The sequence below is a fragment of the Streptomyces sp. NPDC043680 genome (assembly GCF_056436685.1).
The window spans coordinates 363,231-378,354 of the sequence record NZ_JBWKCE010000006.1 but is presented as its reverse complement, the minus strand read 5'-3'; the positions used below and the strand labels follow the sequence as shown (position 1 = coordinate 378,354).

General features: G+C 74.0%; 14 protein-coding genes. 3 read left to right on the top strand and 11 right to left on the bottom strand.

Annotation, left to right across the window (positions count from 1 at the left end):
- Positions 1 to 122: 122 nt before the first annotated feature.
- From AC0666_RS16740 to rsmI, 6 genes are all read right to left on the bottom strand, one after another.
- Positions 123 to 1,034, bottom strand: a complete 912-nt coding sequence (locus tag AC0666_RS16740; RefSeq protein WP_468581940.1) for a 4-(cytidine 5'-diphospho)-2-C-methyl-D-erythritol kinase — start codon at positions 1,032 to 1,034, stop codon at positions 123 to 125.
- Entirely contained in the window at positions 1,031 to 1,933 is a 903-nt protein-coding gene (gene rsmA / locus AC0666_RS16735; protein WP_468969798.1) for a 16S rRNA (adenine(1518)-N(6)/adenine(1519)-N(6))-dimethyltransferase RsmA, read from the bottom strand. The genes AC0666_RS16740 and rsmA overlap by 4 nt, the downstream gene beginning before the upstream one ends.
- Positions 1,930 to 3,828, bottom strand: a complete 1,899-nt coding sequence (locus tag AC0666_RS16730) for a ubiquitin-like domain-containing protein (RefSeq protein WP_478707811.1) — start codon at positions 3,826 to 3,828, stop codon at positions 1,930 to 1,932. The genes rsmA and AC0666_RS16730 overlap by 4 nt, the downstream gene beginning before the upstream one ends.
- 112 nt (positions 3,829 to 3,940) lie before the next feature.
- The gene (locus tag AC0666_RS16725; RefSeq protein ID WP_468969804.1) at positions 3,941 to 4,816 is read right to left on the bottom strand and encodes a TatD family hydrolase; all 876 of its coding nucleotides are present in this window, start codon (positions 4,814 to 4,816) and stop codon (positions 3,941 to 3,943) included.
- Positions 4,817 to 4,852: 36 nt separating this feature from the next.
- Positions 4,853 to 5,395, bottom strand: coding sequence for a hypothetical protein (locus tag AC0666_RS16720; protein WP_468969807.1), 543 nt, complete (start codon positions 5,393 to 5,395; stop codon positions 4,853 to 4,855).
- 160 nt (positions 5,396 to 5,555) lie between these two features.
- A complete protein-coding gene (gene rsmI, locus AC0666_RS16715) occupies positions 5,556 to 6,413 on the bottom strand; it encodes a 16S rRNA (cytidine(1402)-2'-O)-methyltransferase (RefSeq protein WP_478707828.1) in 858 nt (285 codons plus the stop codon).
- Between the two features lie 202 nt (positions 6,414 to 6,615).
- Between rsmI and AC0666_RS16710 the strand changes: the two genes are divergently transcribed.
- Entirely contained in the window at positions 6,616 to 8,385 is a 1,770-nt protein-coding gene (locus AC0666_RS16710) for a dolichyl-phosphate-mannose--protein mannosyltransferase (protein ID WP_478707810.1), read from the top strand.
- Positions 8,386 to 8,562: 177 nt separating this feature from the next.
- Here the strand turns inward: AC0666_RS16710 and AC0666_RS16705 are convergent, their stop codons facing one another.
- Complete coding sequence (locus AC0666_RS16705) at positions 8,563 to 8,859, bottom strand: pentapeptide repeat-containing protein (RefSeq protein ID WP_468969812.1); 297 nt, start codon at positions 8,857 to 8,859, stop codon at positions 8,563 to 8,565.
- Here AC0666_RS16705 and AC0666_RS16700 point away from each other — a divergent pair.
- Positions 8,834 to 10,465, top strand: a complete 1,632-nt coding sequence (locus tag AC0666_RS16700) for a penicillin-binding transpeptidase domain-containing protein (RefSeq protein ID WP_478707809.1) — start codon at positions 8,834 to 8,836, stop codon at positions 10,463 to 10,465. The genes AC0666_RS16705 and AC0666_RS16700 overlap by 26 nt on opposite strands.
- A gap of 82 nt (positions 10,466 to 10,547) precedes the next feature.
- Here AC0666_RS16700 and AC0666_RS16695 read toward each other — a convergent pair whose 3' ends face one another.
- From AC0666_RS16695 to AC0666_RS16680, 4 genes are read right to left on the bottom strand one after another with little or no spacing between them, the layout of a single operon-like run.
- Positions 10,548 to 11,714, bottom strand: coding sequence for a serine hydrolase domain-containing protein (locus tag AC0666_RS16695; RefSeq protein ID WP_468969817.1), 1,167 nt, complete (start codon positions 11,712 to 11,714; stop codon positions 10,548 to 10,550).
- A 28-nt stretch (positions 11,715 to 11,742) separates the two neighbouring features.
- Positions 11,743 to 12,543 carry an energy-coupling factor ABC transporter ATP-binding protein gene (locus tag AC0666_RS16690; protein WP_468969819.1) on the bottom strand — a complete coding sequence of 267 codons (801 nt, stop codon included), beginning with the start codon at positions 12,541 to 12,543 and terminating at the stop codon, positions 11,743 to 11,745.
- Positions 12,531 to 13,292, bottom strand: coding sequence for a cobalt ECF transporter T component CbiQ (gene cbiQ / locus AC0666_RS16685; RefSeq protein ID WP_361713100.1), 762 nt, complete (start codon positions 13,290 to 13,292; stop codon positions 12,531 to 12,533). Before cbiQ ends, AC0666_RS16690 begins: the two co-directional genes overlap by 13 nt.
- A gap of 1 nt (position 13,293) precedes the next feature.
- Positions 13,294 to 14,358 carry an energy-coupling factor ABC transporter permease gene (locus AC0666_RS16680; RefSeq protein WP_468969822.1) on the bottom strand — a complete coding sequence of 355 codons (1,065 nt, stop codon included), beginning with the start codon at positions 14,356 to 14,358 and terminating at the stop codon, positions 13,294 to 13,296.
- A 214-nt stretch (positions 14,359 to 14,572) separates the two neighbouring features.
- On the opposite strand from AC0666_RS16680, the gene AC0666_RS16675 reads away from it, so the two are divergent.
- On the top strand, positions 14,573 to 15,058 hold the full coding sequence (locus AC0666_RS16675; protein ID WP_468969824.1) for an SsgA family sporulation/cell division regulator: 486 nt from the start codon (positions 14,573 to 14,575) through the stop codon (positions 15,056 to 15,058).
- Positions 15,059 to 15,124: the final 66 nt, after the last annotated feature.

Genomic DNA, 15,124 nt, shown 5'->3' with positions numbered 1-15,124 from the left:
AGACGCGCTCCAGGTGGGGGTCCCCCCGGTCCGGGCCCGGGGGGAAAATGTGGATCAGCCCCCCAGCCTAACGCTCCGGACCGGGCCGCAAGGCGCCGCGGGCGGCCCGGCGACGGGGGACGCTAGGGCAGGACCACCGCTCCGGGGGAGGGGCTGGTGGCCACCCGGGTGGTGCGGCAGGTGCCGGAGGCTTCGAGGGCCGCCGCCACCTTCAGGGCCGCTTCGGGATCGCGGACCAGGAACGCCGTGGTCGGGCCGGAGCCGGAGACCAGACCGGCCAGGGCGCCCGCCTCGGTGCCCGCGGCCAGGGTCTGCGCCAGTTGCGGACGCAGCGACAGCGCGGCCGGCTGGAGGTCATTGGCCAGGGTGGCGGCGAGGGCGTCCGCGTCCCCGGATGCCAGGGCCGCCAGCAGGGCCGGCGAGGCCTCGGGCGCCGGGACCGGCCGGCCCGCGGCGAGCCGGTCGAACTCCCGGAACACCGCCGGGGTGGACAGGCCGCCGTCGGCCACGGCGAACACCCAGTGGAAGGAGCCCGCCTCGACCGGGGTCAGCAGTTCCCCGCGCCCGGTGCCCAGGGCGGCGCCGCCCACCAGGCTGAACGGCACGTCGCTGCCGAGCTCGGCGCAGATGTCCAGGAGGTCCTGGACGGGGGTGTCCAGCCCCCACAGGGTGTCGCAGGCCAGCAGGGCCGCCGCGCCGTCGGCGCTGCCGCCGGCCATGCCGCCGGCGACGGGGATGCTCTTCGCGATGTGCAGGTGGACGTCGGGGGCCAGGCCGGCCCGCGCCGCGAGGAGCTCCGCGGCCCGCGCCGCCAGGTTCGTCCGGTCCAGCGGCACCTGGTCGGCGTCCGGGCCCGTGCAGCCGACGGTGAGGCCGTCGGCCGGCGTGGCGGTCACCTCGTCGTGGAGGGACACGGCGAGGAAGACGTTGGCGAGGTCGTGGAACCCGTCGGGCCGGGCCGCGCCGACCGCCAGCTGGACGTTGACCTTCGCCGGGACCCGTACGGTCACCCCCGCGGCCGGTGCCGCGCTCACAGCGCCGGCCTTTCGGCGGCGGGCTTGTGCTCGGCGATCGCCGCGAACTCCTCGACGGTGAGGGACTCGCCGCGTGCCTGCGGGGAGATCCCGGCGGCGACGAGCGCCGCCTCGGCGCCCGCCGCGGAGCCGGCCCAGCCGGCCAGCGCGGCCCGCAGCGTCTTGCGGCGCTGCGCGAAGGCCGCGTCGACGACGGCGAAGACCTCCGCCTTCGAGGCGGCCGTCTTGATCGGCTCGGCGCGCCGCACGAGCGAGACGAGACCCGAGTCCACATTCGGCGCGGGCCAGAACACGTTGCGGCCGATCGACCCGGCCCGCTTCACGTCCGCGTACCAGTTCGCCTTGACCGAGGGCACGCCGTACACCTTGTTCCCGGGCTTGGCGGCCAGCCGGTCGGCGACCTCCGCCTGGACCATGACGAGCGTGCGCTCGATGCTCGGGAAGCGGTCCAGCATGGTGAGCAGCACGGGCACGGCCACGTTGTACGGGAGGTTCGCGACGAGTGCCGTGGGCGGCGGCCCCGGCAGTTCCTCCACCAGCATCGCGTCGGAGTGGACCAGTGCGAAGCGGTCCTTGCGCTGCGGCATCCGCGCCTCGATGGTGGCGGGCAGCGCCGCGGCCAGGATGTCGTCGATCTCGACGGCGGTGACCCGGTCCGCGGCCTCCAGGAGGGCGAGCGTCAGCGAGCCGAGCCCCGGCCCGACCTCGACGACGACGTCGTCGGGCCGCACCTCGGCGGTGCGCACGATACGGCGCACCGTGTTGGCGTCGATGACGAAGTTCTGGCCCTTCTGCTTCGTCGGCCGTACGCCGAGTACGGCGGCCAGTTCCCGGATGTCTGCCGGGCCCAGGAGGGCGTCTGGGGTGGTGCTGTCGGGCTGCTGCTCTGCGGTGCTCACCGGTAAAGCCTACGGCCGCAGTGCGGCCAGGGACTCGCCCCCCGCTGTACGTAGAGCTTCTTGGCCCGGTACGTCTGCTCGGCGGCCGATGCGTCCTGGGGGCGGCCGCTGCCGCCGAGGCTCTGCCAGGTGTGTACGTCGAACTGGTACAGCCCGCCGTAGTTGCCGGACGCGTCGGTGGCGGCGGGGCGGCCGCCGGACTCGCACTGGGCCAGCGCCGCCCAGTCCAGGCCGTCCGCGCCGGCGACGGAGGACGGCAGCGGCTTCGTGCCGACCTTGACGAGCTGCGTGACGGGCTCGCGGACGGTCTCCTCGGCGACCTGGCGGGGTTTTTGGCGCACGCCGTTGACGGTGCGCAGGACGTAGGTGACCCGGCGGGCGCCGGGGCGGCCGATCCGTTCGACGACTTCGGTCCCGGCGAACAGGCTGTCGTCCTCGACCTTCTCCGTCGCGTACGGGATGCGTTCTTCGCGGACCTCGCGGGTGCCGGTGACGCGCAGGACGGTGACGGTCTGGCCGTCGCGGGGGAAGGAGGCGGGCGGGACGGAGGTGGTGTCCTGGCCGCGGAGGGTGATCCCGGCCTGGGCGAGGGCCTCCTGGACGGTGGCCGCGTTGGTGCGGACGGTGGTCTCCTCACCGTCGGCCATGAAGGTGACGCTGCGTTCGGTGCGGACGGCGAGGGCGAGGCCGGTGCGGGGCACGGGGGTGGTGCGGGCGGTGGAGAGGTAGGCGCCTTCGACGCGGATCCCGAACTGGCGCAGCGCGCCCTCGACGGTGCGGGCGGTGGTCCACACCTGGCGGCTCTGCCCGTCGAGCGTGAGCTTCAGGGGGCGCCCGTAGTGGACGACGACCTCGTCCCCGTCGCCGATGGCGGCGTTGCGGGCGGGGGCGACGAGGTCGTGGGGGCCGACTCCGAGTCCTTCGGCGGCGAGGAGTTCACCGACGTCGTCGGCGAAGGTGTGCAAGGTTCTGGGCTGCCCGTCGACGGTGAGCCGTACGGACTTGTCGGCGGCGACGAAGGCGGTGGTGCCGCCCGCGAGGACGGCGACGACGAGCGCCTGCGGCACGATCCGCCGCCAGTTGTCCCGCCCCGCGACCGCGGCTCCCGGGAGCCCGGCTCCCACGGTCCCGGCGGCTGCGAGCTCGGCTGCTGCGGCCCCGCCTGCTGCTGCGGTGGCCGCCTCGCGCCGCCGCCTTCCGGTGCCGGGCTGGTCGGGGGCGGGGTCCCCGCTGCGGCGGCGCCCCGAGCCGGGCCCTGCGGGGGCGCTCCCGTACGCGGCCGGTCCGGCACCGGCGGCGGACTCGGGGCCGCGGCGCCGCCCGGTGCCGGGCCCGGCGGGGGCGTACGCCCGGTCCGGCCCGGCGGGGGCGTACGCCCGGGCGGCGGACTCGGGGCCGCGGCGCCGCCCGGTGCCGGGCCCGGCGGGGGCGTATGCCCGGTCCGGCCCGGCGGGGACTTCGGCCGCCGCCCTGCGGCGCCTGCCGCCGCGTCTCTCGCCGGGGCGGGGCGCCGGCACGCCGGGCTCGGGCTCGGCTCCGCCCTGCGCGGCCCCCGGATCCGGATCCGCGGGCGGACCGCCGGCCGGCCCCGGCCAGGGGTGCGCGGGGCCCCCCGGCGCGAGCCACCGGGCGGCGGCGGCCGGGCCGGGATCGCCCTCCCGGGCGGGCTGCGACCAGGTCGCCGGCGCCGGCTCCGGGCGGGGGGCGGGTTCGGGCCACGGGCGGCGGGCCTGTGCGGCGGGATCCGGGTCGGGGCCCGGCCAGGGCAGGGCCGGCGCGGGCTCCGGGTCGGGCCACGGGGCCGGCTGCGGCGGTGCTTCGCGGTTCAGGTCCGGCCAGGACAGGCGCGGGTCGGACTCGCGTACGTACACCCCGGTGAAAGGAATCTCGCTCACGACGCTCGCTCCACTGGTCCGGCCCCATCGGTTCGGGCACGGCACCCTAGCGGAGCCTTCGTCACTCACCCAAGTCGGCCGGCTACGCAGTGTGTCGAACGGCGGGGCCGGTTCAGTAGCCGAAGGCCCGCGCCGTGTTCGCCGCCAGGGCGGTGGCCATCGCGTCCTCGTCGATCCCGCGGACCGCGGCCATCGCCCGTACCGTCAGCGGAATGAGGTACGGCGCGTTGGGCCGTCCGCGATACGGCGCCGGGGTCAGGTACGGGGCGTCGGTCTCGACGAGCACCAGCTCCAGCGGGGCCACCGCAAGGGCGTCGCGCAGCGGCTGGGCGTTCTTGAAGGTGACGGTGCCCGCGAAGGACAAGTAGTAGCCCGCGGCGGCGCACTCCCGGGCCATGTCGGCGTCGCCCGAGTAGCAGTGGAACACCGTCCGCTCCGGGGCGCCCTCCTCGCGCAGGACGCGCAGGACGTCGGCGTGGGCCTCGCGGTCGTGGATGACCAGTGCCTTGCCCTGCCGCTTGGCGATCTCGATGTGCGCGCGGAAGGACCGCTCCTGCGCGGCCATCCCCTCGGGTCCGGTGCGGAAGTAGTCCAGGCCGGTCTCGCCGACGGCCTTCACGTGGTCCAGCTGCGCGAGGGCCTCGATATCGGCCAGCGCCTCGTCGAGCGCGGCCTCGCCGCCCCCGGCGCGCGCGCCCTGCCGCGACCAGCCGTCGGGGTCCCCGTGCACGATGCGGGGCGCCTCGTTCGGGTGGAGGGCCACGGCCGCGTGGACGTTCTCGTACGCGGCGGCGGTCTCGGCCGCCCACCGGGAGCCCTTCACGTCGCAGCCGACCTGGACGACCGTGGTCACGCCGACGGAGGCGGCCTTGCGCAGGCCCTCCTCGACGGTGCCGGCCTGCATGTCCAGGTGGGTGTGGGAATCCGCCACCGCCACCCGGAGGGGCTCGGGCAGCGGCGGCGGTGCGTCCTTGGAGGCGTTGCTCATACGGCCGATCTTATGACCGGCCCCCTTGGCCCGCGGTCACCGGCGGAACAGGGCCGCCAGCCGGGAGAGCCAGCCCCTGCGCTCCCCGATGTCGGCGTTCACGGGCACCGGCCCGGGGGCGTCGTGCAGCGGGGCCTTGCGCTGCTTCGGGGCGCGCGGCAGGTCCGCGCCGGCCGGGACGGGCCCGGCGATCCCGGGGGATATGCGGTGGTGGTAGAGCTTGTCGATCGTGCCGAGCACCGACGACACCTGGCCCTCGCGCATGATCCGCACCACGTGCCCGCCGCAGTTGTGGCAGGTCGGGTTCGACAGCGGGGAGGGCACCCGCTCGCCCTTGACCGTGTAGATGATGAAGGGCTGGCCCTTGCCGTCGACGTGGTGCTCGATCTCGTAGCCCTGCTCCCAGGCGTAACCGCACTTCATGCACGCGAACGAGTACGCCTCGTGCACGGTGTGCACCCCGGGCGCGGTCTGCGCGGTCGGTGCCGTCGGTGCGGTCTGCGCGGTCGGTGCGGTCGGTGCGGTCGGTGCGATTGCGGGGGCCGGGGCGGGTGCCGAGGTGTCTGCGATCTCACTCATGCCAGCTCCTCTTGTTCCACTGGTGCCGTTGCCAGTGGACGCCTCTTCGGGCGGGAGCGCATCAGGCCCTGTCTACTGTTGGACGGACTTTGGGCGACTCATGCCCAAAGCGCCCGGTGCGCGGTCTGAGCTTTGCTTTTCAGGTTAGCTCTTTACCGTCTTACGGCGCCTTTTGTGTCGCATTCTTTGCCGCGACGACCGCGTCGAAGACCTCGCGCTTGGGTACGCCGGCCTCGGCCGCCACCGCCGCGATGGCCTCCTTCCGGCGCTCCCCCGCCTCCTCGCGCACCCGCACCCTGCGCACCAGCTCCTCGGCGTCCACGTCGCCCGGTCCGGCCGCGGGGGCACCCTCGACCACGATGGTGATCTCGCCGCGTACGCCCTCGGCGGCCCAGGCGGCCAGCTCGCCGAGCCCGCCGCGCTTGACCTCCTCGTACGTCTTGGTCAGCTCGCGGCAGACGGCGGCCCGCCGGTCGGCGCCGAAGACCTCGGCCATGGCGGCGAGGGTGTCGTCGAGCCGGTGCGGGGCCTCGAAGTAGACGAGCGTGCGCCGCTCGCCCCCGACCTCGCGCAGCCGGCCGAGGCGCTCGCCCGCCTTGCGCGGCAGGAACCCCTCGAAGCAGAACCGGTCGACGGGCAGCCCCGACAGGGCGAGTGCGGTGAGCACCGCGGACGGCCCGGGGACGGCGGTGACCTTGATGTCCTTCTGCACGGCGGCGGCGACCAGCCGGTAGCCGGGGTCGGAGACCGAGGGCATGCCCGCGTCGGTCACCAGCAGCACCCGCCTGCCGTTCTCCAGTGCCTCGACCAGCTCCGGGGTCCGGGCCGACTCGTTGCCCTCGAAGTACGAGACGACGCGTCCGGTGGTGTGCACGCCGAGCCCCTGGGTCAGCCTGCGCAGGCGCCGGGTGTCCTCGGCGGCGACCACGTCGGCGCGCTCCAGTTCGGCCGCGAGCCGGGGCGGGGCGTCGGCGAGGTCGCCGATCGGGGTGCCGGCGAGCACGAGCGTGCCCGTCAGGCCTGCGGCCGGGCCTGCAGCCGTGGCTGCGGTGGCGGGGGTTTCGGGGCGGCGGGGCTGGTCAGTGGTCACCCGCCCATCCTCTCAGCCGTCCCGCCCGGCACGTCATGCGTCCCGCCCGGCACCTCATGCGTCCCGTCCGGCGCACACCGGACCGCCCCGGCGCTGGGGTTCGCACACGCGCGTTCCCTACGATGACCCGGTGACCAGTACCGCGACGCCGCCGCCCAGCCCCGCGGGGGCCCCGCCCGTCCCCGTGGCGGGGCGCGAAGACCAGCCGTCCACCTGGCTGCGCCGCCTGCGCGCCTTCGGCTACGTGCCGCCCGCCCGGACCGGGCGGCGCGGGGACGTCCGCTCCCGCCTGGTGCCCCCGTACGCCCGGCCCTCCGGCCAGTTGTGGACGGCGCTCGGCATCCACGAGTCGGCGGCGGACGGCTGGCAGCGCTTCCTGGCGTGGGCCGGGCCGCTGCTGGTGGCGCTGGTGGCGGGGGTGCTGCGCTTCGCGCACCTGGGCAGCCCGAAGGCGGTGATATTCGACGAGACGTACTACGCCAAGGACGCCTGGGCCACCATCAAGCAGGGCTACGAGGCGAGTTGGCCCAAGGACATCGACAAGTCGATCCTCGCCAACCCGGACGGGGTGGCACTCCCCGTCGACCCCGGCTACGTCGTGCACCCGCCGGTCGGCAAGTGGGTCATCGGACTCGGCGAGTGGATGTTCGGCTTCACGCCGTTCGGGTGGCGCTTCATGACGGCCGTGCTCGGCACCCTGTCGGTGCTGATGCTGTGCCGGATCGGGCGGCGCCTGTTCCGCTCCACCTTCCTGGGCTGCCTGGCGGGCGCGCTGCTGGCGGTGGACGGCCTGCACCTGGTGATGAGCCGGACCGCCCTGCTCGACCTGGTGCTGATGTTCTTCGTGCTGGCGGCCTTCGGGGCGCTGCTGATCGACCGGGACCGGGCGCGGGCCCGGCTCGCCGCCGCACTGCCGGTGGACGAGGAGGGCCGTACCCAGCCGGACGTGCGGATCGCGGAGACGCTGCGGCTGGGCTGGCGTCCGTACCGAATCCTGGCCGGGGTGTGTCTGGGCCTGGCCTTCGGCACGAAGTGGAACGGCCTGATCGTCCTGGCCTTCTTCGGGGTGCTGACGGTGCTGTGGGACGCGGCGGCGCGGCGCACCGCGGGTGCGGGCGCCCCGTACGCGGCGATGCTGCGCCGGGACGCGCTGCCGGGCTTCCTGTCCACCGTGCCGGTAGCGGTCGCGGTGTACCTGGCGTCGTGGACGGGCTGGATCCTGAGCCCGGACAACGGCAAGGGCGGCTACTTCCGCGACTGGGCCGCCAAGCAGGACCAGCACAGTGCCCTGTCGTTCCTGCCGGAGTGGCTGCGCAGCCTGTGGCACTACGAGACCGAGGTCTACAAGTTCCACGTCGGTCTGACCTCGGGCCACACGTACGACTCGAACCCGTGGAGCTGGCTGGTCCTGGGGCGTCCGGTCTCGTACTTCTACGAGTCCCCCGAGCCCGGCACGGACGGCTGCCCGGCGACGGAGGCGGGCAAGTGCGCCCGCGAGGTGCTGGCCCTGGGAACGCCGCTGCTGTGGTGGGCGGGCTGCTTCGCCCTGCTGTACGTGCTGTGGCGGTGGTTCTTCCGCCGCGACTGGCGGGCGGGCGCGATCGCGTGCGCGCTGGGAGCGGGCCTGCTGCCCTGGTTCAACTACCAGGAGCGGACCATCTTCTTCTTCTACGCGGTGGTCTTCGTCCCGTACCTGTGCCTGGCGGTGGCGATGATGATCGGCGCCCTCCTGGGCCCGTCGGGCTCGACGGAACGCCGCCGCGCCCTGGGCGCGATCGCGGCGGGCGTACTGGTGCTGCTGATCATCTGGAACTTCATCTACTTCTGGCCGATCTACACGGGCCAGACCATCCCGATGGACTCCTGGCGGAACCGCATGTGGCTGGACACCTGGGTCTAACGGCCGAATCGACGGCCCCAACACCCACCGGTGTCGGGGCCGTCGTGGTTGTTGTGCGCAAATGGTGGATATCACCGGATTGGACATCAGCTCCGCCGCCCCGACCTCCAACAGGCAGTTCCGCGCGCGGGCTACTGCGAGCGTGTCGAGTCAAGCCAGCCCATGGTGGCGCCTCCATCACCTGTCCAGCAGTTCAGCCGGAATGCCCCTCGCCTGATCTAGGTGGGCTCCGTTCAGGTTCACGCGGGTTAGATCGGCGCCGACCAGGTTCGCCCCCTCCAAGTGGGCGTAACTCAGGTCAGAGGAGTGCGCGGGGCGGTCGGGGTGCAAGGGGCGGATGTTCCGGTCCGGTAACAAGAGTGACACCGTTCGCTCGCAGCGCGTAAGGTCGGCAGCTGAGGTTCTTTGAACATGTTCAGAGAACGGGGGATCCTGGGGAGGGGACGCAGTGAACGGGGCGGCGAAGGGTGCCATCGTCGGCGGGGTGTTTCTCGCGATGGTCGGCGGGGCCGGGTACGGGGTGTACGCCCTGGTCGGGGACAGCGGCCAAGGGCACGGCAAGGACGGCGGGGCCGCCGTCCAGGCGGAGAAGGCGAGCGGGCCGGTCACGGACAAGGAGGCCGCCCAGACCGCGAAGGCCTTCCTCGCCGCCTGGGCGGCGGGCGACGCGCGGGCGGCCGCCGACCTGACGAACAACGTGCAGGCCGCGCAGACGGCGGTGGCCGACTACCGGGCCAGGGCGAACGTGTCCAAGGCCGTGATCACCCCGGGGGTGCAGACGGGCACGACCATCCCGTTCGCCGTCGCCGCCGAGGTCACGTACGAGGGAGTGACCAAGCCGCTCGCGTACGAGTCCAAGCTGACCGTCGTGCGCGGGCTCACCAGCGGCAAGCCGCTGGTCGACTGGCAGTCCTCGGTCATCCACCCGCAGCTCGGCAAGGACGAGAAGCTGCGCGCGGGGGCTCCAGCGGCCCCGCCGGTCAAGGCCGTCGACCGCTCCGGCGAGGAGCTGACCGCCGAGAAGTACCCCTCGCTGCGGCCGGTCCTCGACCAGCTGCGCCAGACCTACGGCGGCAAGGTGGGCGGCAAGCCGGGCGCCGAGCTGTGGATCGAGCCGACCGCGCAGGACGCGCCGAAGCGGACGCTGCTGACCCTGGTCGAGGGTGAGCCGAGCACGCTGAAGACGACGCTGGACGCGACGCTGCAGGCGGCCGCGGAGAAGGCCGTCGCCCGCTACCCGGAGTCCTCGGTATTGGCCGTCAAGCCGAGCAACGGGCACATCCTGGCCGTGGCCAACAACCGCAAGGACGGCTTCAACGCGGCCATGCAGGGCACGCGGGCACCCGGCTCGACGATGAAGATCGTGACCTCGGCCATGCTGATCGACCGCGGCAAGGCGGCGGCCGACAAGCCGGCCGAATGCACCAGGGAAGCCTCCTGGGGCGGCCGCACCTTCCACAACCTGGACAACTTCGAGCTGCCCGGCGCCACTTTCGCGACCAGCTTCGCCAAGTCCTGCAACACCGCCTTCATCAAGCAGATCGACGACGTCAAGGACGACGCGGCGCTGTCGAAGGAGGCCCGGGAGGTCTTCGGCATCGGCCTGGACTGGAAGACGGGCATCAAGTCCACCGACGGCAAGGTCCCGGTGTCGAGCGGTGCGGAAGCGGCCGCCGCGTACATCGGGCAGGGCCAGATCACCATGAACCCGCTGAACATGGCCTCCATCACGGCGACCGCGCGCAGCGGACAGTTCCACCAGCCGCTGCTGGTCGCGGCGGACCTGGACGGCCGTACGCTCGCGACCGCGGAGCGGCGCATGAAGCCGTCGGTGCAGCAGCAGCTGGTGCAGATGATGCGGCTGACGGCGACGAACGGCACCGCGGCGCAGGTGATGCGGTCGGTCGGCGGCTCGGACAAGGGCGCGAAGACCGGCTCGGCGGAGGTCGACGGCGCGGGCAGCCCCGACAGCTGGTTCACCGGCTACAGCGGTGACGTCGCGGCCGCCGCGATGGTCGAGGGCGGCGGCCACGGCGGGGACGCGGCGGGCCCGATCGTCGCGGCCGTGCTCAACTCCTGAGCCGGGGAAGGGCTCCTGCGCCCAGCCGTGAGCGGGGCGCGGAGCGGCGGCGCCCCGGACCCGCGCTGCGACCGGAGCCGCGTCAGAGGCTGGCGCGCACCGCCCGGACCAGTGCCTGGGCGCGGGGGTCGGCGGTGACCGACGTGGCGTGGGCGTTGGTGACGTAGCCGAAGCCGATGCCCGCCTCCGGGTCCGCGAAGCCGAGCGACCCGCCGCGGCCCGGATGGCCGAAGGAGGCCGGCGACAGCAGCGGCGAGGCCGGGCTGTGCAGCATGTAGCCGGGGCCGAAGCGGGTGTTGACCACGAGCACCCGGTCGGGCCCGGACGAGAGCTCCGCACCCGCCAGGCGGACCGTCTCCGGGGTGAACAGGCGCGGCCCGTCCTGCGTGTCACCGAGCAGCGCCGCGTACAGGCCGGCCAGGCCGCGGGCGGTGCCGATGCCCGCCGAGGCCGGGAGTTCGGCGGCCCGGAACTCCGGGGCGTTCTCGTCCGCGAGCGGGGTGATCGCGGCGAAGGCGCGGCGGGTCAGCGAGGTGGGGTCCGCGTACGCCTCCGAGACGTTCCGCCGGGGCCGCGTCCGAAGACCTGCCGCCGTCTGCGGCGGCTCCACCGGCCCCACCCGGCCCACCCGGCCCGACTCCGCCTCCGGCAGGCCGATCCAGAACTCCAGCCCCCTCGGGCCCGTCACCTCCTGCGCCAGCCACTGGCCCAGCGAGGCCCCGGTCGCCCGCAGCACCAGCTCCGACAGCAGCCAGCCGTACGTCTGCGCGTGGTAGCCGTGGGCCGTGCCCGGCTCCCAGAAGGCCCGCTGCTCGGCGACCGCACGCGCCCCCGAGCTCCCGTCCACCGCCTCCGCGGGGGTCAGCGGCACGTCCAGCGCCGGCACCCCCGCCCGGTGGGCGAGCAGGTCCCGTACGAGGGCGTGCTCCTTGCCGCCCGCCTTGAACTCGGGCCAGTACGCCCCGACGGGCGCGTCCAGGTCCAGCAGCCCGCGCTGGTGCAGCAGCAGCGGTACGACGGCGGCCACGCCCTTGGTGGCCGAGCGCACCACCTGCGCGGTGCCCGCCGCCCAGGGCCGGCCGCCCTCCCCGCCGTCGACGTCCTGGGGGCCCGCCCACAGGTCCACGACCTTGCGGCCGTCCCGGTACACGGCCACCGCCGCGCCCCGGTCCCCGAGCACCTCGAAATTGCGCACGAAAGCGTCCCGGACGGCCTCGAAGCCCTCCGCCACCACACCCTGGATGTTCACGAGCGGTCCAACAATCGCCTGATCCGACTTATGCCACCGATACCGAACGCGGGTCGAAGCCGAAGGGCAGCTCCAGCCGGTGCGCCCGCATCAGCTCCTCGTCGCACAGCAGGTCCTGGGTGCGCCCGTCCGCGGCGATGACCCCCTCGCTGAGGATCACCGAGCGCGGGCACAGCTCCAGCGCGTACGGCAGGTCGTGCGTGACCATCAGCACGGTCACGTCCAGGGAGCGCAGGATGTCGGCGAGCTCGCGCCGCGACGCCGGGTCCAGGTTGGAGGAGGGCTCGTCGAGCACGAGGATCTCCGGCTGCATGGCGAGGACGGTCGCCACGGCGACCCGGCGGCGCTGGCCGAAGGACAGGTGGTGCGGCGGACGGTCGGCGAAGGCCTCCATCCCGACCTGTTCGAGCGCCCCGCGCACCCGCGCCTCCAGTTCCGGACCCCGCATGCCTGCGGCCGCCGGGCCGAAGGCCACGTCCTCCCGGACGGTCGGCATGAACAGCTGGTCGTCTGGGTCCTGGAAGACGATCCCGACCCGGCGCCGGATCTCGGCGAGGTTGCGCTTCTCCACCGGGAGCCCGGCCACCGTGACCGTGCCGACCCCGCCGTCGAGGATGCCGTTGAGGTGCAGCACCAGGGTGGTCTTCCCGGCGCCGTTGGGACCGAGCAGCGCCACCCGCTCCCCCTGTCCGACGGTGAGGTCCACGCCGAAGAGGGCCTGGTGGCCGTCCGGGTAGGCGAAGGCGAGGCCGCTGACCTCCAGGGACGGAGGAGAGGACGGGGGAAGGGGGGACGGAGGAAGGGAGGCGGAAGGAGTCACAGCGTCCATCCCATCAGACAGACGGCGAGGGCCGTCACGGGGAGGGCGGCCGCGTACGCCCACTGGGCGCGCGTGGCCGCGACGTCGTCGATCACCGGCATGGATCCGGTGTAGCCCCGGCTGACCATGGCGAGGTAGACCCGCTCGCCGCGCTCGTAGGAGCGGATGAACAGGGCTCCGGCCGTCTTGGCCAGGACCCCCCAGTGCCGGATGCCGGAGGCCTCGAACCCGCGCGAGCGCCGGGCGATCGACATCCGGCGCAGCTCGTCGGTGATCACGTCGCCGTACCGGATCATGAACGAGGCGATCTGGACGAGCAGCGGAGGCAGCTTGAGGCGCTGCAGCCCGAGCAGCAGCGACCGCAGTTCGGTGGTGGAGGCGAGCAGGACGGAGGCGGCGACCCCGAGGGTGCCCTTGGCCAGCACGTTCCAGGCGCCCCACAGGCCGGAGACGCTGAGCGAGAGGCCGAGCACCTCCACCCGTTCGCCCTGCGCCACGAAGGGCATCAGCACGGCGAAGGCCACGAACGGGACCTCGATCAACAGCCGGCGCAGCAGGAAGGCCGCCGGAATCCGGGCGGTCGCCGTGACCGCGGCGATGAGGACCGCGTAGAGACCGAAGGCCCACACCGCCTCGCGCGGTGTCGACACGACGACCACGACGAAGCCGAGCGCCGCGGCGATCTTGCAGTGGGGTGGCAGGGCGTGCACCGGCGAGTGGCCGTGCCGGTAGAGCTTGTGGGCGTGGCCGGCGCCCATGTCAGCCCGCCGCGGAGGGGCTCGCGGGCAGGGCTGCCGAGCCGTCCGCGCGGCGACGGCGCACGGTCCAGAAGACCCCGGTGCCGACGGCGACGGTCGCGCCGACGCCGATGACCCCGGCGAGGCCGCCGGAGAGGCGGGCGTCGTCGACGTCCTTGACGCTGTAGTCGGCGAGCGGCGAGTCGGCGGCGGCGTGCTCCCGGACCTTCTGGTCGATGCCCTGGTCGGCGGCGACCTTCTCCAGGCCGTCGGGGCTGGCGGAGGCGTAGAAGGAGACGAAACCGGCCAGCACGAGCGCGGTGACCAGGCCGGTGGCCCACACCTTCCGGGTCGAGCCGCCGGAGCGGGCCGCGGCGGCCGCGGGGGCGGCGACCGGGGCGTCGACCAGCTCGCCGCCCACGCGCAGCTTCAGCGGGGAGGCGAGCGTGCGGGCCCCGTGCACCAGGTCGGGCCGTACGGCGAGCACGGCGGCCACGGTCGCGGCGGTGATGACGGCCTCGCCGATGCCGATCAGGACGTGCACGCCGACCATCGCGGTGAACACCTTGCCGACGGACACGTCGGTGGTGCCGCCGAGGGCGTAGAGGAGGGTGAACGTGACGGCCGCGCCGGGCACCGAGAGCAGCGCCCCGGCGAAGGCGGCGACGGTGACGGAGCGGCGGGTGTCCGGCAGGAGCTTCAGCAGCCCCCGGAAGACCGCGTAGGCGACGACCACCGTCACCACGGCCATGTTCACGACGTTCACGCCGAGGGCGGTCAGGCCGCCGTCGGCGAAGAGGACGCCCTGCATGAGGAGGACCACCGACACGCACAGCACGCCGGTGTAGGGCCCGACGAGGATCGCGGCGAGGGCACCGCCCAGCAGGTGTCCGCTGGTGCCGGCCGCGACCGGGAAGTTCAGCATCTGGACGGCGAAGATGAAGGCGGCGACCAGCCCGGCCAGCGGCGCGGCGCGCTCGTCGAGCTCGCGGCGGGCGCCCCGCAGGCTCACGGCCACGGCTCCCGCGGCGGCGGCACCTGCGGCCAGTGACACGGGGGCGTCGATGAATCCGTCGGGCACGTGCATGGATGGGCTCCGCTTCTCCCCCGGACTCCTGCGGGGGGTACCCCGGGGCTGTCCGGGCCTTGACCTGAAAAACCTTTAGCCGCTCAAGAATAGTGCCCTATTGCAAACCGTTGGCAAGAGCGTCCACCTCACAAAGACTGACGCGCGGAATGGCGGGAATGTGCGAGGCTGGGGGCAATACGGACGGATACGTTCCGATCTGAGGAGTCTTGTCGTGTCAGCCACCGCCGAGAATCCCCCCGCGACCGCAGCGACAGCGGCCACGGCGACCGCGACCTCCCGGGCCGCCGCCCCCGCGACCCCCGCCGGCGCCACTGCCACCGCCACTGCCACCGCCGTCGAGGAGCGCGTCGTCGCCCGCGTGATCAGCGACGATCCGCTCTACCGGAAGATCCCGGTCGCCCTGCGCTTCACTCCCACGGAGCCCTTGGCCGTCCGGATCGTCTTCCCCGCGGGCCTGTCGCCCGAGGGCACCGACAACGAGTGGGTCTTCCCCCGGGCCCTCCTGGAGTCCGGCCTCCAGATCCCGACGGGGACCGGGGACGTACGCGTCTGGCCCTGCGGCCGCGTCCAGGCGGTGGTCGAGTTCCACTCCCCCGAGGGCGTCGCCGTGATCCAGTTCGACATCGCCGCCCTGCGCCGCTTCCTGCGCCGTACGTACGCGCCCGCCGAGGCCGCTGCCCCCGCCGCCACCCGGTAGGCCCAACGGGCCGCAGGCAAAAACGGGCCCGGCCCCGCACCCGGTCATCGGGTGCGGGGCCGGGCC

Bases quoted from the DNA above. Each gene is read 5' to 3' on its own strand.
- AC0666_RS16705 (WP_468969812.1), bottom strand. From the start codon at position 8,859: ATGGCACCCTTCGCCGCCCCGTTCACTGCGTCCCCTCCCCAGGATCCC.
- AC0666_RS16720 (WP_468969807.1), bottom strand. From the start codon at position 5,395: ATGAGTGAGATCGCAGACACCTCGGCACCCGCCCCGGCCCCCGCAATC.
- AC0666_RS16725 (WP_468969804.1), bottom strand. From the start codon at position 4,816: ATGAGCAACGCCTCCAAGGACGCACCGCCGCCGCTGCCCGAGCCCCTC.
- AC0666_RS16690 (WP_468969819.1), bottom strand. From the start codon at position 12,543: ATGGACGCTGTGACTCCTTCCGCCTCCCTTCCTCCGTCCCCCCTTCCC.
- cbiQ (WP_361713100.1), bottom strand. From the start codon at position 13,292: ATGGGCGCCGGCCACGCCCACAAGCTCTACCGGCACGGCCACTCGCCG.
- AC0666_RS16680 (WP_468969822.1), bottom strand. From the start codon at position 14,358: ATGCACGTGCCCGACGGATTCATCGACGCCCCCGTGTCACTGGCCGCA.